Source organism: Cupriavidus sp. FW305-27, assembly GCF_058787995.1.
The window spans coordinates 1-26,643 of sequence record NZ_JBYTAG010000043.1 but is presented as its reverse complement, the minus strand read 5'-3'; the positions used below and the strand labels follow the sequence as shown (position 1 = coordinate 26,643).

The window sequence follows — 26,643 nt, the reverse complement described above, 5'->3', positions numbered from 1 at the left end:
GCTCAGATGAAGAAGTCAGTGTTGGCGCGGCCCATCATCACGCCGCCCAGGTTCTGGCCGAAGCGGTCCAGGTTGTTGGCGTAGTGGGCGCGGGCCGCATGCAGGTCGAGGAAGCGGCGCACCATCGGGTTGCTGCGGTAGATGCCGTTGCCGCCGGCATAGCGCAGCAGGCCGTTGGCCAGCTGCGCGCAGCGCTCGGCCACTTGCGCGGACTGGTAGCGGAAATGCAGGCGGCGCGGGGTCTGCACCTGGCCGCCTTCACGCGCAACGGCCAGCAGCTCGTCGAAATTGCGCTCAAGGATGGTCCGCATCTCGTCGATGGCGACCTGCGCGTTGGCGCAAGCCATCTGCGCGCCGCCGTCTTCCGCGGTCTTTCCGCCACCGTTGCTGCTGACGCGGCCGTCGGCATAGGCGACAAAGTCATCGAGCGTGCCTTCCAGCGCGCCGATGCAGGCGGTGCACACCGCGCGCACGAAGATCTGCGCGAACGGCAGCCGGTACAGCGGAACGTCATTGACCGCCAGCCCCGGGCTGGTGCCCATGGCGCCATCGACGGCGCGGTGGGTGCGGTACTCGGGCACGAACACGTCCTCGACCACGATATCGTGGCTGCCGGTCGCGCGCAGGCCCAGCACATCCCAGTTGCGCACGATCTTGTAGTCGGAGCGCGGCAGCAGGAAGGTGCGGTAGTCATAGGCGCCGCCCGGCTCGGCCGGCGGCACCAGCCCGCCCAGGAAGATCCAGTCGCACAGTTCGCTGCCGCTGGAGAACTTCCAGTGGCCGGAGAAGCGATAGCCGTCTTCGACCGGCGTGACCTTGCCCACCGGCATATAGGTCGAGGCGATCAGCGTGGCAGGGTTGCTGCCCCACACTTCCTGCTGCGCGCGCTCGTCGAACAGTGCCAGCTGCCAGTTGTGCACGCCGACCACGCCATAGACCCAGGCGGTGGACATGCAGCCCTTGGCCAGCGCCATCTGGATGCGGAAGAAGGTCTGCGGATCGAGTTCGTAGCCGCCGTGGCGGCGGGGCTGCAGCACCTTGAAGAAGCCCGCGGCCTGCATGTCGGCAATGGTCTCGGCGGGAATGCGCGCTTCGGCCTCGGCCTGCGCGGCGCGCTCGGCCAGCACCGGAATCATCTGCTCGGCACGCGCGATCAGCCGTGCCGCCAGTTCCTTGGGATTGTTGTCGTGATGCACCGCGGTCTCCTTGTTGCTTGGTCTTGTAGCTGGCCTTGATGTTTGCACCGGTGGGGCCGGGTGCCATCGTCTGTTGGGACTAGCTATGTCGCGATTTGGTGAGTGGGACTTCGTGGATGCTCTGGCCCTCTGGCCCTCTCCCCCGGCCCCTCTCCCGCAAGCGGGAGAGGGGAGCAAACCCGCAGGCTTGCATAGCGCCGATCAAGCCAGCGCGCGCAGCTTCCGTCCCTGCTTGCGGAAGTGCGGGATCACGTGCTCGCCGATATTGCGGATGGTTTCCAGCTGCGCCCACTGCGGCACCGTGCCCATCTGGCAGATGAACAGGATCTCGTCGGCGCCGGAATCGATCAGGCGCTGCACGTAGCCGATGCAGTCCTCGACGGTACCGTAGGCATGGTTGGGGTTGAGCATCATCATCGACGGGTCGCTGAAATCCACCGAGACCTTCTCTGAGGCGAACTTGGTGTTGATGACGGCCTTGCCCTGCGCGTCCGTGGCGGTGACATGCTCGTCGTCCCAGGTGGACGGGTCGGGCCGCTCGCCGCCGGCATACCAGTACGACAGCGACTCCATGAAATAACGCTGGCCCTTGATGCCGATCTTGCGCGCGGCCAGGCCGTCTTCCAGCACGATGGTCGGGCACAGCGCGGCCAGGTGCTGGTGCGGGCGGAAGCCCACCTGGTCCTCCGGCTTGCGGGTCTCCCACGCGGTACGGTAGATCTCGTTCTTTTTGGCGACATCCTCGGGGCCGCCAAAGCCAAGCACCAGCGCGCCCATGCCGCGCGCGCCGGCGCGCTGCAGCGTGTCGGCATTGGTGCAGGCCAGGTACATCAGCGGGTGCGGGTCCTGGCGCGGCTTGGGGTGGATCGGGCGGCGCGGGATCTTGATGAACTCGCCGTCGTGCTCGATCTCGTCCTGCGTCATGATCTTCGGGATCAGGTACATCGATTCGTCGATCATCGGGTGCAGGCTGTTCAGGTCGTAGCCGAAGGTGCCGGCCTCCTGCTGGGTGCCGCCCTTGCCCACGCCGAAGTGCACGCGGCCTCCGGACAGGATGTCCAGCGTGGCGATGCGCTCGGCCACCTTGACCGGATGGTTCATCGCCGGCGGCAGGCACACCACGCCGTGGCCGATGCCGATGCGCTGCGTGCGCCCGGCGACGAAGGCCAGGAAGGTTTCCGGCGCGCTCATGTGCGCATAGTTGGTCAGTGCGGTGTGCTCGACCGCCCAGACCACGTCAAAGCCCATGTCCTCGGCCAGCACCACCTGTTCCATGATTTCATCGAACACCTTGTGGTCGCCGGCACGCGAGGCATCGACGGTCTGGGCTTCATAGATCAGTGAAAAACGCATTGCAGTCCCCTTGTCTGGCATTGATGGTTCAGGACCGCCGCCGGGGCGCCGCCCGTTGCCGCGCCACCGGCCCGAAACGGCCTGTGTGATCGCAGTGTGGTCGGCGCAAGGCGTTGCAACATCGTCTGATTGGATTATGAACAGGACATGGAGCATCCCTATCATTGGCCACGGGCATCACGCCCGCTTTCACCAGGAGGATCAGGACATCATGCAAGCCAGGCTGCTGCTTTACCCCGTCGCGGACATCGACACCGCGCTGCCGTTCTTCACGGAAGGACTCGGACTACCGGTGAAGTTTCGCGACGGAAACCGCTATTGCGCGCTCGACGCGGGCGCGCTGACGCTGGCGCTGGTGGCCGGCGAGGAACGCCTGGTGGACCAGCCCGCGCTGGCCTTCAAGGTGGATGAGGGTGACGATATCGCCGCAGCGATGGCGCGGCTGGTGGGTGCCGGTGCCGGCGTGACGCTGCCCGCGGCGCAGGGGCCGCATGAGACGCGCGCGGTGCTGGAAACGCCGGAAGGCTTTGCGCTGGTGCTCAGCGCAAAGCCCTGACGTGCGTTACGTGGTTTAGCCGAGAGAAATCACGCTGCTCAGCAGCATGCGCACCAGCGTGGCCTGCCGGGTCACGCCGGTCTTGGAGAAGATCGCGCGCAGGTGCGCGCGCGCCGTGTTCTTGCTGATGCCGAGCTCGTCCGCGGCCTCATCGAGCGTGAGCCCGTTGGCCAGCTGCAGCGCCAGCTGCGTCTCCGCCGGGGTGAAGTCGAACAGCTGGCGCACGACCTCGTGCGAGGCCTGCGAGCGCCGCTCGGGGTCGCGGATGAACACCACGCAGGCGGGGCGCTTGCGGTTGTCCTCGGACCACTCGCTGAGCGGGATGGTGCGGATCAGCACGCCCAGCCTGGCGCTGCCGGACGGGCGCGTGATCGACATCGCTTCCATCAGCGCCGGCGTGGTGCCGAGGTGGCCCATCATGGCCTGGCGCAGCAGGCGCTGGAACTTGCGGTTCTCCTGGCCGTATTCCACGTCCAGGCTGCCTTTGGCGACACGGATGCCATCCTTGGCGCCCAGGATTTCATCGGCGGCGGCATTGGTCTTGATGATGGTGCCGGACTCGTCCAGGATCACCATCCCGACCAGCATGCGGTCGATGGCGCTGGCATAGACGGTGCGCTCGGATTCAACCACGTCGATGCGCGAGTGCAGGTCCACCGCGCGCTTCAGGTGCGGCAGCAGCGCGGTGCACAGCGCCTTGTCCGCGGCGGAGAAGTCGCGTCCGTCATGCTCGCGGCACACGCGGAAGCGGCATTCGACGCCGTCATCGGTACGCAGGTCCGCGCCAAGGATGTAGCGGATGCCGATGTCCTTGAGGAACTGCTGGTAGAGCTCGCTCTGGCACCAGGCGCCGGGCCCGAGATGCTCATCGATGGTCACCACCCGGTCCGACGGCAGGCCGATGAACGGGTCGAGCGCGTAGTAGTAGTTGTTGTAGGAGGTCTCGCCCGGCAAGGTCGAGCCATGCTCGGACGCATTGATCATCAGCCCGGGCCGGTCCGTGGCCGGCGAGCGCAGGATCAGGGTGCAATAGTTGGCATTGAGCTGGCGGCGGATCTGTTCCAGTGCCTTGCCCCAGGGCACCTGCTCCATCGGGCCCTGGTAGATATTGCCCAGCAATGTGCTGAACTCCGACAGCGACACCGTCGCCTGCGCGAACAGGTGTACGGCCGCCTGGTTCTGGCTAACCTCCATCAGCATTTTCCTCTGTCTCCATTGTGGCGTGCGCAGCGCTTCGGACGTGCCGGGTCGGCGCTGGCCTGCTACGGGCTCTGTGGCCCTTTTTTGTGCCCTGATTATAGGGACGGCAAAGGGGTCGCGGCTTGCCCCCGCCTTCGTGGTTTGCCCTAGGCAAGACCGGCTGCACACGCTGGCCGGACTAGTCCTGCGGGACAGGCCAATCCTCACGCGCCGGCGGGCCGAACACATACTCCAAACAGACTAAGGACAGACCCATCCCGGCCGTTCAAGGGCAAACCCCTACACGCCGTGTGATGCCCCCCTGTCCTACCCAAACAGACGATGCCGTGCCGCCGCGCTGCCGCTACAAGTCAGCCATGCGCGGCGATCCCCGCCGCCTTCTTTTCACGGAGAACCATGACCATGGCGGCAAACCCGCGGCAGCAGGCCGCAGTGATCACCGGAGCGGCCAACGGCATCGGCCGCGCGCTCGCGCAGGCGCTGGCAGCGCAAGGCTACGCGCTGGCGCTGGCCGATATCGACGCCGGCGCGCTTGAAGCGGTGCGCGAGGCGCTTGCCGGCCAGGGGGCGAACGTCATCGCCGTGCCCACCGATGTCTGCGACGCGCGGCAGATCGAGCACCTATGTGAAGAGAGCTTCCTGCGCCTGGGCCGCGTCGACCTGCTGGTCAACAACGCCGGCGTGCTCGTCACCGGCCGCTGCTGGGAGCTGCCGCCGGAAGTGTTCGACCACGTGATGCGCGTCAACCTGTGGAGCGTGCTGCACGCGCTGCGCTGCTTCGTGCCGCGCATGGCGGCACAAGGCGCCGGCCATATCGTCAACGTGGCCTCGATGGCCGGCCTCGCCGTGGGGCCTTGGCTGGCTCCCTACACGCTGTCCAAGCAAGCGGTGGTGGCGCTCAGCGAAGGGCTCGCGCTGGAGCTGCAGGCCGCGGGCCTGCCGCTGGGCGTGTCCGTGGTCTGCCCCGGGCCGGTGGCCACCGGCATCGCTGCGGGCCTGGACGGTGGCGGCGCGCAGGAGGTGGACCACATGAACGGCGCGCTGCGCAGCGGCATTGCCGCCGGCATGACGCCGGACGCGGTCGCGCGCTACATCCTGGACGGGGTCTCGGCCGGCCAGTTCTGGATCCTGCCGCACGAGCAGGCCGTGCATGCGGCGCTTGCGCGCGCGCAAGGCATTGCCGCCGGCACCGCGCCGGCGTTCGCGCTCTGACACCGATTTCCCCACTGCAATCCAGGAGACCCCATGCCGCTCGATCCCCAGGCCCGCGCCGTGCTTGAAGCCATGGCCGCCATGCCCAGCCCCGACTTTTCCGCGCTGCGCGCGGCCGACTACCGTGCCGCGCTGGCTGCCATGCCCGCGTTCGCGCCCGGCGACACCGTCGCCGCGCAGCAAGACCTCACCATCGATGGCGCCGCAGGCCCGCTGAAGGCCCGCCTGTACCGGCCCGACGACGGCACCGCACTGCCGCTCGTGGTCTATTTCCATGGCGGCGGCTTTGTCCTCTGCGGCCTCGATTCGCACGACAACATCTGCCGCGGCCTGGCGCGCCGCAGCGGCGCGCTGGTGCTGTCGGTCGACTACCGGCTCGCGCCGGAGGCACGCTTCCCGGCCGCGGCCGACGACGCCGTCGCGGCCGTGCGCTGGGCCGCCGCGCATGCGGCGCAACTGGGCGCCGACCCGGCCCGCCTTGCCGTGGCCGGCGACAGCGCCGGCGGCAACCTTGCCGCCGTTGCCTGCCAGCAGCTGCGCGGCAGCGCCATCGCGCTGCGGCACCAGCTGCTGCTCTACCCCTACCTGGACTGCAGCGACGCCGCGGCCACCAGCGCCAGCTACCGCGAATGCGCGCAGGGCTACTTCCTCAGTGCCGCGGAACTGGACTGGTATCGCGCCCAGTACCTGGCCAACCCGGCGGACGCCACCGATGTGCGCGCCAGCCCGCTGCACCAGCGCGAGCTGCATGGCCTGCCGCCAGCCACCATCATCACCGCCGAATACGACCCGCTGCGCGACCAGGGCGAGGCCTATGGCGAGGCCCTGCAGCGCGCGGGCGGCAGCGCCACCGTGCGCCGCTGGCCCGGCCAGTTTCACGGCTTTATCAGCATGCAGGGGATGATCGATGCCGCCAGCGATGCACTGGATGCGGCCGCGGCATCGCTGCGCCAGGCCTTCGGCAGTACCAGCCGGCAGGAGGCAGCATGAGCGCCACCACACTGCCGCCGATGGCCGACGTGCTCGCGGCACTGGCCGCGGGCCAGCGTGTGCTGGTGATCGAGGACGAGACCGACGAGGCCACCGGCTGCGTCCTGGTTGCCGCCGAGCGCGCCAGCGAGGCCGATGTCAACTTCATGGCCGCCGAGGCGCGCGGCCTGGTCTGCATGGCAATCACCGAGGCGCGCCGCGCGCTGCTGCAGCTGCCGCCGATGGCCGCGAACCACCGCCAGCGCGAGCGCTACACGGTGTCGATCGAAGCGGCCAGCGGCGTCAGCACCGGCATCTCCGCCGCCGACCGCGCGCTCACGCTGCGCGTGGCGGCGGCAGCGCGCGCGCAGCCGCATGACCTGGTCCAGCCCGGCCACATCTTCCCGGTGGTGGCCCAGCCCGACGGCGTGCTGCGCCGCGCGGGCTTTGCCGAGGCCTGCTCAGACCTGCCGGCGCTGGCCGGTCGCGTAGCCGCCGGCGCCTACGCGATGCTGCTCGATGACGACGGCGACCTGCTGCGCGGCCCCGCCCTGCTGGCCTTCGCGCGGCACCACGGCCTGCCGGCGGTTTCGATCAGCGGGCTGATCCACCACCGGCTGCTGACCGAAGGCGCGCTGTGCCGCACGCATTCGACGGAACTGGCCACGCCCTTCGGTTGCTTCACCGTGCACGCCTACCATGACGCGCCGGTCGATGCGCTTCATCTTGCGCTGGTGCTGGGCCAGCCCGATCCTGGGCAGCCAGTGCTGACACGCGTGCAGACCGTGGAAATGCAGCGCGACGTGCTGGGCTTCGGCACGCCGGCCCTGCCCGCCTGGAACCTGGAGCGCTCGCTCGCCCGCATCGGCGCCGAGGGTTGTGGGGTGCTGGTGCTGCTGGATGAGCGCGAATCGCCGCAGCAGCGGCTGGAGCGGCTGGCAGCGCCGGCCGCCGCCATGCCGGCGCCGGCCTTCGCGCAACGCGCGCTGGGGGTCGGGGCGCAGATCCTGCGCGATGTGGGGGCGCACAAGCTGCGCCTGCTCAGCCACCCGGTGCCGTATCGCGCCGTCACCGGCTTCGACCTGGAGGTCACCGAGTTCGTGCCGCCGTGCTGAATTATCAGGAACGGGGACCGAAGCAATCTGCAAAGCAGCGCGTGAAGCGCTCCACTTCGGCGTCTGGCAGGTGGTTGATGCCGCCTGCCAGGCGCCGGCCGCCGCCGGTCTCGAAGCCGCGGCAGAAATCGGCCGCCCCGGTGGCGCTGTGGGCGGGCACCCGCACGCTGACGGCAAAGCCGCCGCCGGACTTCGGCGAGAGCAGGCCGATGGCGTCGCCGGGCCGCCCGCGCACCAGTTCATTGGCCAGCACGCCGATCGCGCGCCGGGCCCACGGCGCGTCAGGCAGCACCAGCAGCGCGGCGCCGGGCACTTCGTGCGCGGGCGCCAGGCGGCGCGCGCGGGCCATGTCGTCCGCATAGCCGTCGCACAGCACCGCATAGGCCCCGCATTGCGCGGCGAACGCCAGCGGGTCGGCAAACGGCAGCATGTGCCGCGCCAGCTCGGCGGGATCGAAATGCAGGTCCGCCACGCACTCGCCATAGGCGTTGTAGTTCAGGCACGTGCCCAGCTGTTCCAGCACCGCGGTTTCGCGCTCGCCCAGCCCGGCCTGCGCCGCCAGCGCGCGCGCCACGCTGCCCAGGTTGTCGCCGAACGCGGCGGTGATCGCCCAGCGCCGGTGGCAGCCGTCCAGGTGGCGGTCGACCAGGAGGCTGGTGCAAACCTCCGGCCCCTCGTCGATATGCGCGCACAGGCCGGCATGCCCGGGCAGTTCGCCGGCATGGTGGTGGTCGAAGTAGTCCACCCGCGCACCGGCGCCGAGCAGCCGCATCAGGCCATCGCGGTTCTGCTCCAGCGAGATGTCCAGCGCGGTCACGGTATCGCCGGGCCCGGCGTCGATGCGCTCGAGCAGCCGGATATCGCGCTTGACGCCGGTGACCAGCGTGGCGTCGCCGGGCTGCGCCAGGCGCAGCTGCTGCAGGGCGCACAGGCCGTCGGCGTCGCCGTTGAAGGCAAAGTAGCGTGTCATTGGTGTGGTCAGGACTCAGGGCATGAAATCGCCGCCGTTGGCATCGAGCGAAGCGCCGGTGATGGCCCTGGCGTAGTCTGACACGAGAAACAGCGCAGCGCGCGCGCAGTCGTCGTCGGTCGGCATGCGGCCCAGCGCAATCTGCGCGGTCACCGGCGCGATCACGGTGTCCTCGCTCACGCCCTGCTCGGCCGCAGCGTGGCGCACATAGCCCTGCACCGGCTCGCCCCACATCCAGCCCATGAAGATGCTGTTGGCGCGGATGCCATGCGGGCCCAGTTCGCGCGCCAGGTACTTGACCGCCACCGCCAGCGCGCCCTTGGACGCCGCGTAGCCGGATTCGCCGGGCATCGGCTTGCGCGTGGCCTGGGTGTTGATCATGACAATGGCGCCGCCGCCCTGCGGCTTCATCAGCGCCGCCACTTCCTGCGTCAGCGTCATGGTGCCGAACACGTTAGTGTCGAACACCTGGCGCCAGACATCCAGGTCGGCCGCTTCCACCGGCTCGGGGAAGTTGCCGTGCTGGAAGGCGCTGTTGACCAGCGCATCGATGCGGCCGAAGCGGCGCATGGTCTCGCCGGCCAGGTGCCGGGACTGGGCCCGGTCGGTGATGTCGGTCACCACCTTGAGCACTTCGCAGTCGGCGCCTAGTGCATCGATGCGGGCCTGGGCGTCGTCCAGCTTCGCCGCGGTGCGCGCGGCGATGGCAATGGCGCGTGCGCCTTCGCGCGCCGCCTCAACGGCCAGCTTGACGCCCAGCCCGGGACCGATTCCCGACACGATGACGACCTTGTCTTTCAACAGCATGGTGTTGTCTCCTGTGATGCGCAGTGCGCAGTCTTAGTTTTGCTTCAGGATGTGCCGTGCGCGGTAGCCGGCGAAATCGCGTTCCAGTTGTTCCTGGCTCAGTCCGAACTGCTCCAGCGTATAGGCGTGCGCCGCGCGCTGGTTGCGCGGGTTGCCCTCCATCCATGCCCACATGCCGGCGCGCGCGGACTCGGTCAGCGGCATGCCGGCAAAGCGGTAGACCGCCTGCGCCACGCCGAAGGGATCGCGCACGGTATCCTCGAAACGCACGTCGAGGAAGCAATCGGCAGGCAGCCCGTCGCGCACCGTCATGGCATGGGCGGTGGCGCGCTGCATCTGCCCGCTCCACTGCCGCCCCACCGTGGCGGCATCGGGCGCGTCGGCGTACAGCTTCCACAGCGTATGCGCCATGCTGGCCATCGACGGAATGGTCTGGGCGGGGTCGCGATGGGTCAGCACGACCTGCGCGCCGGGGAAGACCCGGAACAGGATTTCCAGCGTATGCAGGTGCTGCGGCGTCTTCAGCACCCACCGCTGCGCCGGCGGCTCGCCGCGCTGCCGCTTCTGCCACTGCAGGAACTGCAGCATGGTCTTCAGGTAGGCATAGACCTGGGTGTGGTCCTGGCGCGCCAGCCAGTCGGTATAGGACGGCACGTTGGCGTAGGAATCCATCGCGCACAGGAAGGAATGCTCCATCAGCATGAATTCCTCGTCGGCCGCCATCGCGTCGAGCGGATGGATGGCGAGGATGTCCGGGATAAAGCGGATCATCTGCGCCACCTCCTCGCGCGCCAGCCCGATGCGCCGGCCGGCATCGCGCACGTCCTCGCCGGGCAGCGGCGCCGGGTAGCGCGTTTCCCACCACGCCGCCGAGTGGAAGCGCGCGTCCGTGGCCAGCATGCGCTGCAGCAGCGTGGTGCCGGTGCGCGGCAGGCCGACGATCACCAGCGGATCGTCGACGCGCTCTTCCAGGATTTCGGGATAGCGCCGGCAGTAGTCCTGGATCACCAGCCGGTTCACCAGTTGCGCCTGCAGCTTGCCTTGCAGCATCTGCGCGCCCTGCGGCGACAGCCCGGCTTCGCGCGCAAGCGAGTCGGACAGCACCGCCAGCGCCTCGCGGTAATCGCCCGGGCCAAAGTCAGTCAGTCCGCCGGACTGTGCGCTGGCCTGTGCCAGCAGTCGCTCCACGTCAAGCACTGCGGTGTGGTCGGATGCGATGGTGTTCATGCGTTCTCCCGGCATTCATTCCTGAGCGATTCAAGCTTGACCACGCGCGTGCGCGGATGCACCGGCTGCGCCGCCCCCACCCAGCGCCAGCACATGGTGCCGTTGCGGTGGCCCGCGGCTTCCAGCCAGTTGGGCAGGCCCGGATCGCGCGCGCTGAGGACGACGGTGACGCCGCCGTTGGCATCCAGGCGGGCACTGTGCTTGTTCAGGCAGATGTCGTGGTAGCGGTAGTCGAGCGACTCCATCCAGTAGTTGTTGATCTGGAAATTCCAGAAATCGCAGGCCGGCACCCGGTCCACCTCGACCACCAGCGCCTCGTCGTCCGCCAGCGCCCAGCAGGAGTGGTAGTAGAAGATGTTGGGATCGCCGCCGGCCGCCTGGCATACGGCCTGGTCGGCGGGCGGCAGCGCATTGACATGGCCGCCATAGCCCTGGGCCCAGTCGGCGAAGATGCGCGCGGTCCCCTCGACAAAGCCAGCGGCGCGCAGCAGGCCGCCATGCAGGCGTTCAGCGTCGAGCACGGGCGGCTTGTCGCTGCCATTGAGGCGCTCGATGTGCAGTTCGGCCGGGGTCTCGGCCTTGCGGTCCATAAAGGTCTGCCGCACCACCAGCGCGTTGGTGCCCGGCTCCATGCGCACCCAGTTGCCTTCGTGCTGGCGCGCGCTGAGGGCGATCTCGAAACTGCCATCGGCCGCCACTGCCAGCTTGTTGCTGTCGAGAAAGCCGGTCTGGACCATGCGCCCGTCGGTTTCATAGCCGCCCTTCTGCGTGCCGAAACTCAGGTACGCCACCGTGCCGCGCCGGCCGCGGATGCGGTACTCGGCACTGCCGTCCAGGCGTGCGTATCGGTACAGGTTGTCCGGATTGTCCGCGCCGATCTTGGCGGTTTCGTGCGACGGCGAGAAGAAGCCGGGAAACGCCGGATCGGCAAATTCCACATGCATCTCCAGCGCAATGCGCAGCAGGCGGCTCAGGTAGCGGAAGCCCTCGGCGCGCGTGAGCGCGTCCGAGGGGGCCTCCGGGCGCAGGATCTGCTGCCCGCTGCGCTTGAGCACCTCGCAAAACTCGGCCCAGGTCTGGCCGCTCAGCAATTGTTCTTCGGCGGAGTTCGCCATCTGCCTGCTCCCGTGGTTCGTCGGCGAAGCAACGATACCGAGCGCGGGGCCGCCCCAGCCTCGTCCGGGTGGACTAGGAAATGCGCGCCGCGTCCCGCGATTTCTTAGTCCGCCCGGACGAAGTGGCGAAGGGCCCCGGCTCGCTACCTTGTGCCCATGCCAGACCGCCGCGACATCCCTGCACGGCGCCGGCAAACCAAGAGGAGATCCCGATGTTGACCCACCTGGAGCAACTGGAGGCGGAGAGCATCCACATCATGCGGGAGGTGGTGGCGGAATGCGAAAACCCCGTCATGCTCTATTCCATCGGCAAGGACAGCGCCGTGATGCTGCACCTTGCCATGAAGGCCTTCCATCCCGCGCGGCCGCCGTTCCCGCTGCTGCATGTCGATACCACATGGAAGTTCGGCGAGATGATCGCGTTCCGCGACCAGACCGCCGCGCGGCTTGGCCTGGACCTGCGCGTGCATGTCAACCCTGAAGGGCTGGCGCGCAATATCAGCCCGCACGAGCACGGCTCCGCCGTCCATACCGACGTGTGGAAGACCCAGGGCCTGAAGCAGGCGCTGGACCACTACGGCTTTGACGCCGCCTTCGGCGGCGCGCGCCGCGACGAGGAAAAGTCGCGCGCCAAGGAGCGCGTGTTCTCGGTACGCACCGCCCAGCACCGCTGGGACCCGAAGATGCAGCGCCCCGAGCTCTGGCGCCAGTACAACACCCGCAAGCGCAAGGGCGAAAGCCTGCGCGTGTTCCCGCTGTCCAACTGGACCGAGCTGGACATCTGGCAATACATCTACCTGAACGACATCCCCATCGTGCCGCTCTACTACGCCAAGGAGCGCCCGGTGGTGGAACGCGACGGCACGCTGATCATGGTCGACGACGAGCGCCTGCCGCTGCGCCCCGGAGAAACGCCGCAGCTGCGCAAGGTGCGCTTCCGCACGCTGGGCTGCTACCCGCTCACCGGCGCGATCGAGAGCGAGGCCGACACCCTCGGCGGCATCATCCAGGAAATGCTGCTGGCAACCACCTCGGAGCGCCAGGGACGGCTGATCGACAGCGACTCGGCCGGATCGATGGAAAAAAAGAAGCAGGAGGGATACTTCTGATGGAAACCCTGATCGACACCGCGCCCGCGCTTGCGCAGGACGCCGCGCAAGCCGCCGGCACCTCGGGCGAGATCGCCCACTACCTGCGCGCCCAGCAAAACAAGAGCCTGCTGCGCTTTATCACCTGCGGCAGCGTCGACGACGGCAAGAGCACGCTGATCGGCCGGCTGCTGTATGAATCCAAGATGCTGTTCGAAGACCAGCTCGCCCAGCTGGAGGCCGACTCGAAGAAAATGGGCACGCAGGGCGAGAACCTCGACTTCGCGCTGCTGGTGGACGGCCTGGCCGCGGAGCGCGAACAAGGCATCACCATCGACGTGGCCTACCGCTTCTTCGCCACCGACAAGCGCAAGTTCATCGTCGCCGACACGCCCGGGCACGAACAGTACACGCGCAACATGGTCACCGGGGCCTCCACCGCCGACCTGGCCATCCTGCTGGTGGATGCGCGCCGCGGCGTGCAGACCCAGACGCGCCGCCACAGCTACCTGGTGGCCACGCTTGGCATTCGCCGTGTGGTGCTGGCCGTCAACAAGCTGGACATGGTCGACTACTCGCGCGAGGTCCATACGCGCATCGAGAACGAGTACCGGGAGTTCGCCCGGCAGATCGGCCTGACCGATATCACCTGCATTCCGATGTCGGCCCTGCGCGGCGACAACATCACCGAGCCCAGCGCCAATACCCCGTGGTACCACGGCCCGACGCTGATGGCCCACCTGGAGAACGTGCCGATCGACAACGCGCCCGTGCAAGGCGAACCGTTCCGGTTGCCGGTGCAGTGGGTCAACCGGCCCAACCTGGACTTCCGCGGCTTTGCCGGCACCGTCAGCGCCGGCGAGATCCGCCGTGGCGACCGCGTGCGCGCGCTGCCCTCGGGCCGCGAGAGCCGCGTGGCCGGCATCGTCGGCGCCGCCGGCGCGTGCGAGCACGCCATGCGCGGCCAGGCGGTGACGCTGACGCTGGAGGACGAGATCGACATCAGCCGCGGCGACGTGCTGGCCTGCCCGGAAGACCCGCCGGCAGTGGCCGACCAGTTCGAGGCCACGCTGGTGTGGATGAACGAGGACGCCATGCTGCCCGGGCGCCCCTACCTGCTCAAGCTCGGCACGCGCACCGTGGGCGTGACCGTGGCGCAGCCCAAGTACAAGGTCAATGTCAACACGCTCGAACACCTGGCCGCGCGCACGCTGGAGCTGAACGAGATCGGCGTGTGCAACCTGCACCTGGACCAGCCGGTGGCCTTCGATCCCTACGCGCGCAACCGCGAGCTGGGCGGCTTCATCATCATCGACCGTCTCAGCAACAACACGGTCGGCGCCGGCATGCTGCACTTTGCGCTGCGCCGGGCGCAGAACGTGCACTGGCAGGCCATCGACGTGGACCGCCGCGCCCATGCCGCGCTCAAGCACCAGTCGCCGCGCATCGTCTGGTTCACCGGGCTCTCCGGCGCGGGCAAGTCCACCATCGCCAACCTGGTGGAAAAGCGCCTGCACGCGCTGGGCCACCACACCTACCTGCTCGACGGCGACAACGTGCGCCACGGCCTGAACAAGGACCTGGGCTTCGCCGAGGCCGACCGCGTCGAGAACATCCGGCGCGTGGCGGAAGTGGCAAGGCTGATGCTCGATGCGGGCCTGATCGTGCTGGTGTCCTTTATCTCGCCGTTCCGCTCGGAACGCGAGATGGCCCGCGCGCTCGCCGGCGACGGCGATTTCGTCGAAGTCTTCATTGACACGCCGCTGGCGGTGGCCGAGCAACGCGACCCCAAGGGCCTGTACCGCAAGGCGCGGCGCGGCGAGCTGAAGAACTTCACCGGCATCGATTCGCCGTACCAGCCGCCCGAGCGGCCCGAGATCCGCATCGACACTACCGCCGACACCGCGGAGCAGGCGGCGGAGCGGATCGTGGCGTGGCTGCGGGAGAAGCCCTAGGCCGAACGGACGATGAGGCGACGGACGGGGTCGGTACGATGGGAACGGCGGGATTTGCGTCTCGGAGTGCTGACAAGCTTGCCAAGTGCCATTGAGTCTGAATGACCAGTTGTGTGCTCCCTCTCCCGCTTGCGGGAGAGGGTTGGGGAGAGGGCCGGTGTGTCGACGAAGTGCAGGCTGTCGATACTGCCAATGCCTGCCCTCTCCCCCGGCCCCTCTCCCGCAAGCGGGAGAGGGGAGCAAACCCGCGGCATGCGGGTTTTGTCAGCAATCAGGGGCGAGATTCGCGCTTTTGACTGTTGCCACGACCCGACGGACCGCCATCATGCTGCCAGCCCCCCTGCCCGCCGCCGAGCTGAGCGCCCTGCTCGCCCAGCTCTACCAGGGCCCGACCGAAGCCATGCCCTGGGCCGGCTTCCTGGAAAGCGTGCGCCAGCGCCTGGGCGCCGCCTTCGTCACGCTGGTGCTGCGCCACCCTGCCACCGACCGGCCGGGCCTGATCGTCAATGCCTCCGACTACGGCCCGCACCTGCCGGGCGAGCCCTCGTACAGCGAGCAGTACTACGCGCTGTGCCCCTTCCTGGACCTGCACCCGGACCGGCTCTTCAGCGCCGACGAACTGTTTGGCGAAGCCGGCTGGCTGGCACACCCCTTCTACACGCAATACCTTCAACCGCTGGGCCTGCGCTATATCCTGGCGGCCAACCTGGTCACGCCCGACGGCGTGGAATGCGCGCTGTTCATCAGCCGCGTCCACGCGGGACAGGACTTCGGCGAGGCCGACAAGGCACTGCTGCACGGCCTGCTGCCGCACCTGAAGCGCGCAGTGGACCTGCATGCCGCGCTCGACGTGCTTGCATCCGAACGGTCCCTGTACGCGGACGCCGTCGACCGGCTGCAGGTCGGCACGGTGATCCTGGACGAACACGGCAGGACCATCCGGACCAACGACGTCGCCGGCCGCCTGCTGCAGGCGCGCGACGGCCTCTACCTGTCAGACGGCGCGCTGCACGCGCACTGCCCGGTGGAAAACCGCAGGTTCCGCAAGATCCTGGAAGGCGCGGCCCAGGCCCACGCGCTGGCCGCACCGCGCAGCGAAGTCACCACGCTGAGCCGCCCCGCCGCGCCCACACCCCTGAGCGTGCTGGTGCGGCCGATCCCGCTCAGCTATTGCAGCGAAGACAAGTCGCGCCGACCCGCGGTGGCGGTGTTCATCCGCGACCCGGCGGGATCACCGCGCAACACCCACGCCAACCTGCGCAAGCTGTTCCACCTGACCCCGACCGAGATCGAACTGGCTTTGCTGATGGTCGACGGGCTGACGCTGGACGAAGCCGCGATGCGGCTCGGCGTCAAGAAGAACACGGCACGGGCGCACCTGCGGGGCATCTTTGCCAAGACCGGGGCGACGCGGCAGGCGGTGCTGGTGAAGATGTTGCTGTCCAGTGTGGTGGGGATGGGGTAAGGGCTTCGTACTCCAAGCGGACGATGCCGGAGTAGCGCCGGACTGCTTTAATCCTCGCAAACCACCGGAGACGAGTCGATGACCGCGGATGCCGTGCAGCTTGCCAATCTCCTCTACATCTATGCCGAGCGCATGGACGCCGGCGATCTGCCTGGGGTCGCCGCACTGTTCGAGCATGCAGAGATCGACACCGGAGATGCAGTGCTGCGAGGTTCCGAGGCCATGCTCAAGCTCTGGCAAGCCTATGTGAAATTGCATGCGGATGGAACGCCCAGAACCCGGCATGTCATCAGCAATCCGATCATTGAGATTGCTTCGGGCAAGCTGACAGCTACCGTCAGATCGTACTACACGGTCCTTCAGGCATCCGACCGAATCGCGCTGCAGGTGATCGCGGCCGGTCGCTATCATGACGCCTTCGAAAAGGTCGACGGACGCTGGCGCTTCAGCCGCCGGAATTATTCGATGCTCGATCTGAAGGGCAACCTGACCGATCATCTGCTCTTCCCGTCTGCCTGAGAGATGGCGCGGCGGCACTCCTGGCAGGTCGAAATGCTAGGCAAGCAAGCGCAAGGCATCAGCGAGCGAAAGCACCGTTGTGCGCGAATCGAACGCCGTTGAAAAGAGATGGTCGTGCACGACCTGATCCGGGTCGTAGCAGCAATCCTTGACCGTGAATAGCCGGAAGTCCGCATCGCTCGCATAGGCGACCGACGACAGCACCACACCGGTCGAAGCAATGCCCACCATGAGCAGGGTATCGATACCCTGCGCGGAAAGCCGTACCTGCAGGTCAGTACCAAAGAACACGCTGGCGCGATGCGCGATGATCAGCGGCTCGGTGGCCTGCTGGCCGAGTTCCGGCGAGATCTGGTCGTCGACGAAAAGACCAAGCTGCTTGATTCCCTGCCCGTTCCGGTTCAACGGACTGACTTCCGGATAGCCTGGAGCAAAGTGGATCTTGGCAAAATAAACGCTGACGCCCCTGGCCCGCGCGGCGTCACACAGCTTGCGCGTGTTGGAGAGCAGAGTGGGCGCGACCGAGGGAAATAGCGCCAGGATGTCGGTCTGATAATGCATGACCACCAGCGCGGTTTGCGCGGGAACAATTGCCGGAATCTCAACGGGTGGCGACATAAGGCTACACGATAAGAAATGATGGTCGACTCTACCACGACCAATCGGTTGGCCGTTCTGGGTCGTCTACGGAAGTTGGCCGTGGGATCGTCAGCGAACGACCTGCACCCGGCTTCGAGGGTTCGAATGCATCCGCAGCCCGTTCAACATTGACTATGTTCGTCTCGCCGGCGGCCTAACCTTGGCCCTGAACCGGAGGATCAGTCTCTATGGCGAAGCCGGCAGGCTTTGGGCCACGGGGGGTAATGCCAGGGTCAGGAACTCGATCATTGGATCGGCCGGGCTGCAGGTCAAGTGGTGATCCAAGGGTGTCGGCCGCGATTGGGATACGCACGGTCAGCATTGTCCCCTCCCCTGTGGATCGCACGCTGAGCGTCCCGCCAAGACGCCGGGTACGCGCGCGCATGCTGCGCATGCCGGTGCCCGGATGCCGTTCGATGGCGGCGGGTTCGAAGCCCATGCCGTTGTCGCTGACAACCAGCTCCAGCCCCCGGGCATCATTGCGCAGGACGACGTCCGCGCGACTCGCCTTGCTGTGCTTCAGCACATTGGTCAGCGCCTCTTGCAAGGTCCTCATGACATCAAGAATTTGCGAAGTCGGCAGATAGCATTGATCGAGGCCAGTGAGCTGCCACCGGCACTCGATGTCGTGGCTCTCGAACAGCCGCGTAAGACGGTGCCGCAGCGGCACGATCTGACCTGCCAGCGCGTGCTCGCCAAACTGCTGGCTGGAGGTGGTATCGATGATGATGCGCAGGTCGTCGCGCAGCTCCTTGAGGATCGACAGGACCTGGCCTGGCGGGATGTCGTGAGGGATGCGCTCCAGTGTCGCAATTCCGCTGACGAGCGTGCCGCCGAGCCCGTCGTGCAGGTCGTGTGCGAGATTGAGCCGTTCACTGAGCCGCGCATTGGCGACTTCGAACTCGCGCTGGCGATCCAGGTTGGCTGCGAGCTCCGCCTTGGCCGCGTCGATCTTGCAGTGCAGTTCGTCATTGAATCGTTCAATGCGGCGCAGGTTGGCGACGAAGCGCCAGGCCAGCACCAGCGCCATGGCGATCATCTGGAACTGCGAAGTGAGGGCCGCGTAGTAGAGGTTGTCCTTGAGGATGCCAAGAAAGCTCAGCAGGTCGTGTACCGCGGCGACAAGGAAAATTGCAATGCAAAACGAGAGGATGCGATGGTCGGTGCGACCACTGCGCCCGGCAAAGCAGAGAAATACGAGGCACGTCGCGAAGAAATTGCACGCCAGTCCCACCGTCAGCGTGTTGCGCACGTCGGTCAGGTAACCGTGCGGCGCCCCGAGCATGACGGCGGCGCCCAACACTACCAGCGTCCAGAGCACCGCTTCGATGCGCGGCAGGCGCCGTTCGCAGAAGCGCACCATGGACATCGTGAAGGCAGCACTGTAGATGAGCAGCGCGATGATATTTGCGCGCCCCCAGGCATCGGTACTGGCAAACGGCCAGGTGCTCGTCGCCACCTGATTCAGCGCCACCCACCACCAGGCCAGCGACATCAGGCTGAACCATCCGTAGGTCACTTCTTGCCGGCGCATCACCCAGAGCGAAAAGAAGAAGCAACCTAGCGCGACGGTGATTGCAAGGCTGACCAACTGCAGGTCATGACGCAGCCGGTAGGCCTGTTCGTAAGCGGCCCGCAGGCGGTCCGGGTCGGCGACCGATACTGGTCCAAGGCCGGGTTGGTATGCCGACAGCCCCGAGACGCGAATCAGCAGCGTGTTGGTGCCCTCCCGCAGCAACGGCGGAGATATCAACTGATAACGGGGAGTATTCCAGGCTCGCGTGAGCGGTTCGACGAGGCTCGCGTCACGCATCAGCAAGCTGCCGTTGAGATAAACCGCCCCCGCCATATTCAGGTAAGCGAGCATCAGCGCCGTGGGTTGGCTTGCATCTGCGCACTGCCAGCTCAGCCGGTACCAGACCACGCCGTCGAAATCGGGCCAGCGCGAGGACCAGTCGTCCGGCAGCTTCACTGGGACCCAGCCCGCCGCCGGCGGGCTATCACCCTGCCAGGTCGATCGGGCAGCCTCTATGCGGGTAAAGGCGGTGGCGCCCGGCCCTTCCTGCGCGTTTGCAGCGCCGGCGAGGAGCGTGGCGCCCAAGATCAGCGCAACAAGCCATGCGCACGCGCTTCGAAAACGGCCTGCGTGCGGGAGTGGACGGCCAACTTCTTGTATATGTTCCTGATGTGGCATTCGACCGTCAGTCTGGACAAGGACAGCAAATCCGCGATCTCCCGATTGGTCAGGCCCTTGCCGACCAGCGAGAGGATTTCGATTTCCCGTGCGCTCAGCGGCGACGCGCCGACCAATCGGCGCGCATGAATTTGCGCCCCGCCTGGCAATGGTGCCGTCGTGGCGACCAGATCGAGGATGTGCCTGGCAACAAAAGGATCGATCGGCGCTCCGCCGCGCAGCGCACTGCGGACCGACAAGGAAATCTCGAGGTCGTCGCGCTCCTTGAGCAGGTAACCGGTGGCACCCGCCTGCAGCGCGCTCACGATGACGCGCTCCGTGTTCCAGGTCGAGATTACCAGAGTTGGCAAGGCAGGATCGCGCTCGTGCAACGCGCGAATGAGGTCGATGCCATTGCCGTCGGGCAACCCGACGTCAACCAGCACCATCGCAAATGGCTGGGCGGTTAGCAGCGCATTGGCGTCGGCGAGGCTGCCGGCAAACCACAAGGCCTCCTCGGCATAGCCGAGCGTGGCCAGGATCGTGCGTAGCCTGGTCTGCATCAGTGGCTCGTCCTCGACGACCAGCAAGGGAGCGGGCAACACCGATTCGCCGGTGTCAGTCAATGGTTGGCTCATTGGGTACGGTGCGGTCACGGCCAGAGTTTAGCTGTACCACCGGAACTGGCCGATCTCCGGATCACGCCAGGCTGACAGAAATCGGCCGTGAGGGGCATCCCCGGAACCAGGTAATTCGGGCGAATCTCGCCGGCGGGTAGCCGAGCTTACCAAATTGCTACCTTAAGCCCGCTCAGTCCAGCCTTGCAGCAAAGTCAAGCAGTTGCTGTGCCGTCACCGTGGCCCCGCCACATACCACCACGGCAATGCTGGACGCCGCCTGCAGCACCGGGGTGTCGCAATCCAATGCCGCCAAGGCTGCGCCGCATGCCGGCTCAACCAGGACGCGGTGTTCGTCAAGAAGCCTTATCGCTGCCTCCACCGCCTGTTTGTCTGACACAACGACGCTGTGGATCTCGTGACGCTGCGCCCATCGGAGCGCGCCATCACACGGCCGCCTGGCGCCAAGCGACGTCGCCACGCTGGTGATCTGTGCGAGTTCGACCGGCCTGCCTTCGGCAACCGAGCGGGCGTAGCAGTCCGCACCGTCGGTTTCTACCGCGATCACAGGCACGTCGGACCAGCCATTCCGCTGAAGCCCCTCCAGCACGCCGCACAGCAGGCCACCACCGCCCACGGCAAGAACGATGGCGCCTGGCTTCGGCCCGGATGCCGCGATCTCGTCCACCAGCGTGGCGTGCCCCTGCCAGATGAGCGGATCGTCGAACGGGTGCACGAAGGCATCGCGTGGCCCGATCAGGGACAGTGCAAACTCGTGCGCTTCCGCCCATGTGCCTCCGCGCACGATCAACTCCGAGCCCTCCAGGCGGATCAGGTCGCGCGCTCGCGATGGTGTGCTCTCCGGTACCACCACCACCACGGGAACGCCGAGTTCGCGTCCGCAATAGGCTGCCGCAAGCCCGGCATTTCCGCCTGAAGATGCAACGAATCGCTGTACGCCCGCGGCGTGCCGCGCTTCACACAAGGCTCCGACACCCCGAAGCTTGAAAGACCCGGACGGCTGTGCGGCTTCCATCTTTAGCCAGACCGGTTTGCCGAGCCGCCGCGAATTGGGCTGGGACTGTACAAAAGGTGTGCTGATGTGAAGCGTCATGTTTGGTAGCGAAATGTGGAAAGCGAGCCGTCCCTGCAACGCGGGAAGCTGCGCCATCGTAGTCGCAGGAAGCTATGCAAACCAATGTTATTTAGGTAGCCTAGCTATGCTTCATGAGTATGGAAATGAATGGGCGGAAACGGTATGCGGAACATTGAATTGCGGCATCTTCGCTACTTCATCGCGGTAGCGCAGGCCGGCAGCGTGGTGGCGGGCGCCCGTGCCGTCGGCATTGTCCAGCCAGCCCTGTCGCGGCAAATCATCGAACTTGAGGCGGCCATCGGTACGCCACTGCTGGCGCGCAAGGCAAGGGGCGTGCAACTCACCGTGGCGGGCGAGAGCTTCCTGAGGGATGCCACACAACTTCTGGCAAACCTGCAAGCCAGCCGCGATCGCGCCCTGCGTTGCGCCGCCGGGCAGCTCGGCGAGCTGCGCCTTGGTGTGTTGCCGAACTACCTGAGTTCAGCCGTCGTGACGGAGGTGCTCCGGGCCTTCCGGATAGCGTGCCCGGAAGTCAAGGTCCTGGTGGACCCGATGCTGTCGACGGAGCAGATTGCCGCGATCCGGAACAGGCAGGTGGATGGCGGCATCATGGCCTGGCGTCGGCATGAGGCGCCGCATCTGACTGGCATCGTGTTGCTCAGCGACCGCTTCGTATTGGCCATGCCTTCATCGCAGACCGCCCGCCACAAGCAGCCGAAACGACTGGCGGACGTGGCGGATCTGCCCTTCGTCTGGTTCGATCCGGCGCGGTCCTCGTCCCAGCATCGCTTCCTGATGACGCAGTGCGAGCGCGCCGGCTTCTCGCCTCGCGTGGCCCAGGTGGGCAGCGACATCCCGACCGTGCTCGGTCTGGTTTCGGCGGGGATGGGTTGCGCGTTTGTCCCCGCAAGCCTGTCAACCGTCTGTCCGCCGACCGTGCGGCTGGTGCCACTGCCTGAGGTCGCTGACCGCTTCGACGTGGAATTCGCGTTCGACGAGGAGGTAGCGACGCCAGCAGTCAGGCAATTCGTGCAGGCGCTGCAGCAGGTGATCGATGATCGGGCAAGCTGAGCCATTGACTTCGTGGCGGCCCGTGCCGGTCGGTCACATGACGCATTGCGTGGTTCCGGTGTCGGACAGCAAGCGGCACGTCAAAACATGCACTGGAGGGGCGGCGTCTCACATGGAATACCGTCGCCGTCCCCATCCATCTTTACCGCCGGGCAGTTTTTCAGATAGAAGCGCGCTTCCGCGCAGGATGCCATCTGGCTGCAGTGCTGTTTGCCCTCGCAGCGGAATGCCGGTTCCGCCGTGGCTGCCACTGCTGGAGCCTCGATCTGCTGTGGCTCGGCCTGGGCAACGGGATTTGCCAAAGGCGCGTGCGTTTTGTAATAGATGAAGGCGGCCGCGGCGGCCGCAACTACCAGCAAGCCCTTATACATGTTGACCCCTACCCTTCTTTTTCTTTTTGGAAATGGAAGGATGCCACAACAGCGTCGTTGGTAAGGCACTTTCCATTCGGAATCCGACAGACTAATCTTGGACTAGGCTGCGGGCAGACGATGGAGGCGGATATGGGCATGGTCTCAATAGAACCCGGCAGCTATCACGTTGTACCGCCGCAAAACCCCGGCGAGGTCATCGATCTGATCCGGACGCACGCGATCCAGGTGGTTGACCTCAGGTTCACCGACTTGCCCGGCGTGTGGCAGCACTTCTCGATCACGCTGCCGGAAGTCAACGACGACTTATTCTCTGTCGGCATCGGCTTCGACGGGTCTTCCATTCGCGGGTTCCAGGAAATCCACGAGTCCGACATGCTGGTCAGGCCTGACCCGGCCACGGCGTTCATCGATCCGTATTGCGCAGCACCAACGCTGGCGCTGATCTGCGACGTGCTGGACCCTGTCCTGCACCAGCCGTACTCGCGCGATCCGCGCCATATCGCACGCAAGGCCGAGCTGTACCTCCGGCAAACCGGTCTTGCCACGGTTTGCTACCTTGGCCCCGAACTGGAATTCTTTATTTTCGACTCCATACGCTTCGGGCAGGACCAGCACTCTGGCTACTACCATGTCGAATCCGCCGAAGGCGAATGGACCTCGGGCCGTGACGAAGGCGCCTATGGCGGGGGCAATCTCGGCTACAAACAGCGCTACAAGGGCGGGTACTTTCCCGTGCCGCCAAGCGACACGCTGCAGGACATCCGCTCCGAAATCGTGCTCGCGCTGATGCAGGCCGGCATCCAGGTCGAAGTGCATCACCATGAGGTCGCCACGGCCGGCCAGAATGAAATCGACATGCGCTTTGCGCCACTGATGCGCATGGCAGACAACGTGATGATGTACAAGTACATCTGCAAGAACGTTGCGCGCCGCCACGGCAAGGTCGCCACCTTCATGCCCAAGCCGCTGTTTGCCGACAACGCGAGCGGCATGCATTGCCACCAGAGCCTCTGGCGCGACGCCGAGAACCTCTTCTATGACAAGAACGGTTGGGCGCAGACGTCCCAGATGTGCCGTTGGTATATAGGCGGCTTGCTCAGCCACGCCCCCGCGCTGATGGCATTCTGCGCACCGAGCACGAACTCCTACAAGCGGCTGGTGCCCGGATACGAGGCGCCTGTCAATCTGGCCATGTCGCAGCGCAACCGGTCCGCCGCGGCCCGGATTCCAATGGTGTCGGATTCCCCGAGCGCCAGGCGCGTTGAATTTCGCTGTCCTGATCCGTCGGCCAATGCCTACCTCGCCTTCTCGGCAATGTTGCTCGCCGGCCTGGACGGCATTGAAAACCAGACGGACCCCGGCGACCCGCTCGACAAGAACATCTATGATCTGCCACCGGAGGAAGCCGCCCGCATCCGGCAGGTACCAGGCTCCCTGGAAGAGTCGCTTTGCGCGCTGGAAGCCGATTCAGCGTTCCTGCGCAAGGGGGATGTCTTCACTGAAGACCTGATCACGACCTGGATTGATTACAAGCGCACGCGCGAGATCGATACATTGAAGGTGCGGCCACACCCGTGGGAATTCCAGCTCTACTTCGACATCTGATGACGGCACTACCGTGTCATCAGCGACTCGCGCTGGCAGAGCCCGCTGCACGCAGATGCTCCAGGAGCGTCCTTGCCTCCGGCAAGAGACCAGCTTCGTCCCTCACGCCCAGCCAGAGAATGCGTGAGGCCCAGGCGTCGGACAGGTAGACGGCATGCAGCCCGGCACCCAGCAGTTCGGGCCGGACCGCGCCATCTGGCAGGACGCCGATGCCCAGGCCGGCCTCGATCATCCGGCAGATCGCATCGAAGCTGCTGACCTGGATCCTCAGCCGCACCACCTTGTCCAGTGCCGATGCGGCGTCGGTCAGGCGCTGCAGCAGCGAGCTGCCCTGGTTGAGGCCGACAAAGTCGTACTCCAGGGTTTCGTCGAAACTCACTTCCGGGCGCCCGGCCAGCGGATGCCCGGCAGGCACCAGGACGACCAAGCGGTCACGCCGATAGACAGACTTCCTGATGTCATAAGCCGGCACGTTGTCGGCGAACACGCCGATATCGGTTTCACCGGACAGCAGCGCTACCACCACGTCCTGGCTCAGGCGCTCCTCCAGGCTGATCCTGATCATCGGCTGCGAGGCCAGGAAGCTTGCCAGGTCGTGCGGAAGGAACTGGATCACGGCTGACGTATTGGCCCAGACCTTGACGTGTCCGCGCACGCCGGTGGCGAAGTCGCTCATCTCGCCCGCCATCTGGTTGACCTTGTCGAGCACCATGCGCGCATGCTGGACCAGCTCATGGCCAGCGGGGGTCAGCTCAAGCCCGCGCCGAACCCGCAGGAACAGCGCGCATCCCACCGTGCGCTCAAGATCCGCGATCCGTTTGCTCAGGGCCGACAGCGTCATGTGTGACTTGTTCGCCGCCTGCGTCAGCCCGCCGCATTGGGCCACCAGCTGGAAGACGCGCAGGGACTGGAGATCGAAATGGGCAGGATTGATCATGGTATTGCACTGGCGACGCGCGCCGACTGGATTGAAAGCCAGGAAAGGCTAGTCAGCCGCTCGCGCCTTGTCAAACGGCGCGCCCGGCTCCCGGCAGCGCAATGCAGGCCTTGATCCGCCTGGGATAGCCGACAAAGTGGCGGGTTGTGCCGGTCGTGGTACTCCCGTACGGCAATATGCACCACCTTTTCCCGTAAGGAAAGGACGGTTGAGAATCCATCGATTACCAGGCAACGGCTTTTGACCCACTATCTCCAGCACACAGCAGGAGCCATGAGATGGAAACAAGCAAGTCAAAGCCCCTTGCCGGCGTACGCGTCCTGGAACTGGGGCAGCTGATCGCGGGGCCGTTTGCCGCGCGCATGCTGGCGGCGTTCGGCGCGGAAGTGATCAAGGTCGAGCCGCCGGGCACGGGCGATCCGCTGCGCAAGTGGCGGCTGTTGCATGAAGGCACCTCGGTCTGGTGGGAGGCACAGTCCCGCGACAAGCAGTCGGTCACGCTGGACCTGCGCACGCCGCAAGGCCAGGAAGTCGTGCGCAAGCTGGCCGCGCAAAGCGACGTGCTGATCGAGAACTTCCGCCCGGGCACGCTGGAAGGCTGGGGCCTGGGCTGGGACAGCCTGCGCGCGGCCAACCCCGGGCTGGTGATGCTGCGCGTGTCCGGCTATGGCCAGACCGGCCCCTATCGCGACCGGCCGGGCTTCGGCGTCATTGGCGAAGCGATGGGCGGCTTGCGCCACCTGAGCGGCGAGCCGGGCCGCACCCCGGTGCGCGTGGGGGTATCGATCGGGGACTCCCTGTCCGCGCTGCACGGTGTGATCGGCATCCTGCTGGCGTTGCGGCACCGGGAGCAGAACGGCGGCCAGGGCCAGGTCGTGGATGTGGCCTTGTACGAGTCGGTGTTCAGCATGATGGAGAGCCTGCTGCCGGAATACTCGGTGTTCGGCGCCGTGCGGCAGGCGGCCGGCAGCAGTCTTCCCGGCATCGCGCCGACCAATGCGTACCGCTGCGCCGACGGCAAGTATGTGCTGATCGCTGGCAATGGCGATGGCATCTTCAGGCGGCTGATGGACATGATCGAGCGCCCCGACCTGCGCGACGACCCTGCGCTGGCCCACAACGACGGCCGGGTCAGCCAGGTCGCGATGCTCGACGCCGCCATTGGCGAATGGGCGGCACAGCGCAGCCTGGAAGCGGCACTCGACGCGCTCAATGGCGCCCGCATCCCCGCGGGCAAGATCTATGACGTCGCCGATATCGCCAGCGATCCGCACTACCGTGCGCGCGACATGATCCTGGACGCGCAATTGCCGGACGGCACCCCCGTCCAGTTGCCCGGCATCGTGCCGAAGCTGAGCGCCACCCCCGGCGCACTGCCCAACCC

24 protein-coding genes are annotated in these 26,643 nt (G+C 66.5%); 11 read left to right on the top strand and 13 right to left on the bottom strand.

Annotated features, from left to right (window positions below; all coding sequences use genetic code 11):
- Positions 1-2: 2 nt before the first annotated feature.
- Together AC3WRI_RS20445 and AC3WRI_RS20440 are read right to left on the bottom strand one after the other, a co-directional pair.
- Positions 3-1,196, bottom strand: a complete 1,194-nt coding sequence (locus tag AC3WRI_RS20445; protein WP_011616718.1) for an acyl-CoA dehydrogenase family protein — start codon at positions 1,194-1,196, stop codon at positions 3-5.
- Between the two features lie 201 nt (positions 1,197-1,397).
- Positions 1,398-2,549 (bottom strand): LLM class flavin-dependent oxidoreductase, encoded by a 1,152-nt coding sequence (locus AC3WRI_RS20440; RefSeq protein ID WP_011616717.1) that lies wholly within the window; start codon positions 2,547-2,549, stop codon positions 1,398-1,400.
- A 211-nt stretch (positions 2,550-2,760) separates the two neighbouring features.
- Between AC3WRI_RS20440 and AC3WRI_RS20435 the strand changes: the two genes are divergently transcribed.
- Positions 2,761-3,105, top strand: a complete 345-nt coding sequence (locus AC3WRI_RS20435; protein ID WP_010814000.1) for a VOC family protein — start codon at positions 2,761-2,763, stop codon at positions 3,103-3,105.
- A gap of 15 nt (positions 3,106-3,120) precedes the next feature.
- Here the strand turns inward: AC3WRI_RS20435 and AC3WRI_RS20430 are convergent, their stop codons facing one another.
- A complete protein-coding gene (locus tag AC3WRI_RS20430; protein WP_058697821.1) occupies positions 3,121-4,305 on the bottom strand; it encodes a helix-turn-helix transcriptional regulator in 1,185 nt (394 codons plus the stop codon).
- 402 nt (positions 4,306-4,707) lie between these two features.
- Between AC3WRI_RS20430 and AC3WRI_RS20425 the strand changes: the two genes are divergently transcribed.
- The 3 genes from AC3WRI_RS20425 to AC3WRI_RS20415 are packed head-to-tail and all read left to right on the top strand — an operon-like array spanning position 4,708 to position 7,601.
- Positions 4,708-5,517, top strand: a complete 810-nt coding sequence (locus tag AC3WRI_RS20425; protein WP_439672726.1) for an SDR family NAD(P)-dependent oxidoreductase — start codon at positions 4,708-4,710, stop codon at positions 5,515-5,517.
- A gap of 33 nt (positions 5,518-5,550) precedes the next feature.
- On the top strand, positions 5,551-6,507 hold the full coding sequence (gene lipP1, locus AC3WRI_RS20420) for a LipP1 family hormone-sensitive lipase (RefSeq protein ID WP_011616715.1): 957 nt from the start codon (positions 5,551-5,553) through the stop codon (positions 6,505-6,507).
- Positions 6,504-7,601: a 3,4-dihydroxy-2-butanone-4-phosphate synthase gene (locus AC3WRI_RS20415; protein ID WP_492293948.1), complete on the top strand. Its 1,098-nt coding sequence runs from the start codon at positions 6,504-6,506 to the stop codon at positions 7,599-7,601. Before lipP1 ends, AC3WRI_RS20415 begins: the two co-directional genes overlap by 4 nt.
- Before the next feature lie 4 nt (positions 7,602-7,605).
- Here AC3WRI_RS20415 and AC3WRI_RS20410 read toward each other — a convergent pair whose 3' ends face one another.
- From AC3WRI_RS20410 to AC3WRI_RS20395, 4 genes are read right to left on the bottom strand one after another with little or no spacing between them, the layout of a single operon-like run.
- Positions 7,606-8,571, bottom strand: coding sequence for a hypothetical protein (locus AC3WRI_RS20410; protein ID WP_010814005.1), 966 nt, complete (start codon positions 8,569-8,571; stop codon positions 7,606-7,608).
- A gap of 15 nt (positions 8,572-8,586) precedes the next feature.
- A complete protein-coding gene (locus tag AC3WRI_RS20405; protein ID WP_010814006.1) occupies positions 8,587-9,378 on the bottom strand; it encodes an SDR family oxidoreductase in 792 nt (263 codons plus the stop codon).
- A gap of 33 nt (positions 9,379-9,411) precedes the next feature.
- Positions 9,412-10,605, bottom strand: a complete 1,194-nt coding sequence (locus AC3WRI_RS20400) for a sulfotransferase family protein (protein ID WP_011616711.1) — start codon at positions 10,603-10,605, stop codon at positions 9,412-9,414.
- On the bottom strand, positions 10,602-11,720 hold the full coding sequence (locus AC3WRI_RS20395) for a DUF1214 domain-containing protein (protein WP_010814008.1): 1,119 nt from the start codon (positions 11,718-11,720) through the stop codon (positions 10,602-10,604). Before AC3WRI_RS20395 ends, AC3WRI_RS20400 begins: the two co-directional genes overlap by 4 nt.
- A gap of 212 nt (positions 11,721-11,932) precedes the next feature.
- Here AC3WRI_RS20395 and cysD point away from each other — a divergent pair, with 212 nt between their 5' ends.
- The 4 genes from cysD to AC3WRI_RS20375 all read left to right on the top strand — a co-directional run bounded on the left by cysD (position 11,933) and on the right by AC3WRI_RS20375 (position 16,747).
- Positions 11,933-12,829, top strand: a complete 897-nt coding sequence (gene cysD / locus AC3WRI_RS20390) for a sulfate adenylyltransferase subunit CysD (RefSeq protein ID WP_010814009.1) — start codon at positions 11,933-11,935, stop codon at positions 12,827-12,829.
- Positions 12,829-14,763 (top strand): sulfate adenylyltransferase subunit CysN, encoded by a 1,935-nt coding sequence (gene cysN / locus AC3WRI_RS20385; RefSeq protein WP_492293947.1) that lies wholly within the window; start codon positions 12,829-12,831, stop codon positions 14,761-14,763. The genes cysD and cysN overlap by 1 nt, the downstream gene beginning before the upstream one ends.
- Positions 14,764-15,088: 325 nt before the next feature.
- The gene (locus tag AC3WRI_RS20380) at positions 15,089-16,228 is read left to right on the top strand and encodes a helix-turn-helix transcriptional regulator (protein ID WP_492293945.1); all 1,140 of its coding nucleotides are present in this window, start codon (positions 15,089-15,091) and stop codon (positions 16,226-16,228) included.
- Positions 16,229-16,306: 78 nt separating this feature from the next.
- Entirely contained in the window at positions 16,307-16,747 is a 441-nt protein-coding gene (locus tag AC3WRI_RS20375) for a nuclear transport factor 2 family protein (protein ID WP_492293943.1), read from the top strand.
- 36 nt (positions 16,748-16,783) lie between these two features.
- Here the strand turns inward: AC3WRI_RS20375 and AC3WRI_RS20370 are convergent, their stop codons facing one another.
- From AC3WRI_RS20370 to AC3WRI_RS20355, 4 genes are all read right to left on the bottom strand, one after another.
- Positions 16,784-17,365 carry a cysteine hydrolase family protein gene (locus tag AC3WRI_RS20370; protein ID WP_010814013.1) on the bottom strand — a complete coding sequence of 194 codons (582 nt, stop codon included), beginning with the start codon at positions 17,363-17,365 and terminating at the stop codon, positions 16,784-16,786.
- A 175-nt stretch (positions 17,366-17,540) separates the two neighbouring features.
- Positions 17,541-19,487, bottom strand: a complete 1,947-nt coding sequence (locus tag AC3WRI_RS20365) for a sensor histidine kinase (RefSeq protein ID WP_058697817.1) — start codon at positions 19,485-19,487, stop codon at positions 17,541-17,543.
- A gap of 2 nt (positions 19,488-19,489) precedes the next feature.
- Positions 19,490-20,197, bottom strand: a complete 708-nt coding sequence (locus AC3WRI_RS20360; protein ID WP_492293941.1) for a response regulator — start codon at positions 20,195-20,197, stop codon at positions 19,490-19,492.
- Positions 20,198-20,369: 172 nt separating this feature from the next.
- Entirely contained in the window at positions 20,370-21,290 is a 921-nt protein-coding gene (locus AC3WRI_RS20355) for a pyridoxal-phosphate dependent enzyme (protein ID WP_011616705.1), read from the bottom strand.
- A 144-nt stretch (positions 21,291-21,434) separates the two neighbouring features.
- Here AC3WRI_RS20355 and AC3WRI_RS20350 point away from each other — a divergent pair, with 144 nt between their 5' ends.
- On the top strand, positions 21,435-22,343 hold the full coding sequence (locus AC3WRI_RS20350; RefSeq protein WP_011616704.1) for a LysR substrate-binding domain-containing protein: 909 nt from the start codon (positions 21,435-21,437) through the stop codon (positions 22,341-22,343).
- An 80-nt stretch (positions 22,344-22,423) separates the two neighbouring features.
- Here the strand turns inward: AC3WRI_RS20350 and AC3WRI_RS20345 are convergent, their stop codons facing one another.
- Positions 22,424-22,714 carry an excalibur calcium-binding domain-containing protein gene (locus AC3WRI_RS20345; RefSeq protein WP_081050256.1) on the bottom strand — a complete coding sequence of 97 codons (291 nt, stop codon included), beginning with the start codon at positions 22,712-22,714 and terminating at the stop codon, positions 22,424-22,426.
- Positions 22,715-22,846: 132 nt separating this feature from the next.
- Between AC3WRI_RS20345 and glnA the strand changes: the two genes are divergently transcribed.
- Complete coding sequence (gene glnA, locus AC3WRI_RS20340; RefSeq protein ID WP_010811649.1) at positions 22,847-24,322, top strand: type I glutamate--ammonia ligase; 1,476 nt, start codon at positions 22,847-22,849, stop codon at positions 24,320-24,322.
- A gap of 19 nt (positions 24,323-24,341) precedes the next feature.
- Here glnA and AC3WRI_RS20335 read toward each other — a convergent pair whose 3' ends face one another.
- Positions 24,342-25,259 (bottom strand): LysR family transcriptional regulator, encoded by a 918-nt coding sequence (locus AC3WRI_RS20335; protein WP_010811648.1) that lies wholly within the window; start codon positions 25,257-25,259, stop codon positions 24,342-24,344.
- Positions 25,260-25,537: 278 nt separating this feature from the next.
- Between AC3WRI_RS20335 and AC3WRI_RS20330 the strand changes: the two genes are divergently transcribed.
- Positions 25,538-26,643 (top strand): CaiB/BaiF CoA transferase family protein (locus AC3WRI_RS20330; RefSeq protein ID WP_492293940.1); only part of this gene is annotated, 1,106 nt, incomplete at its 3' end.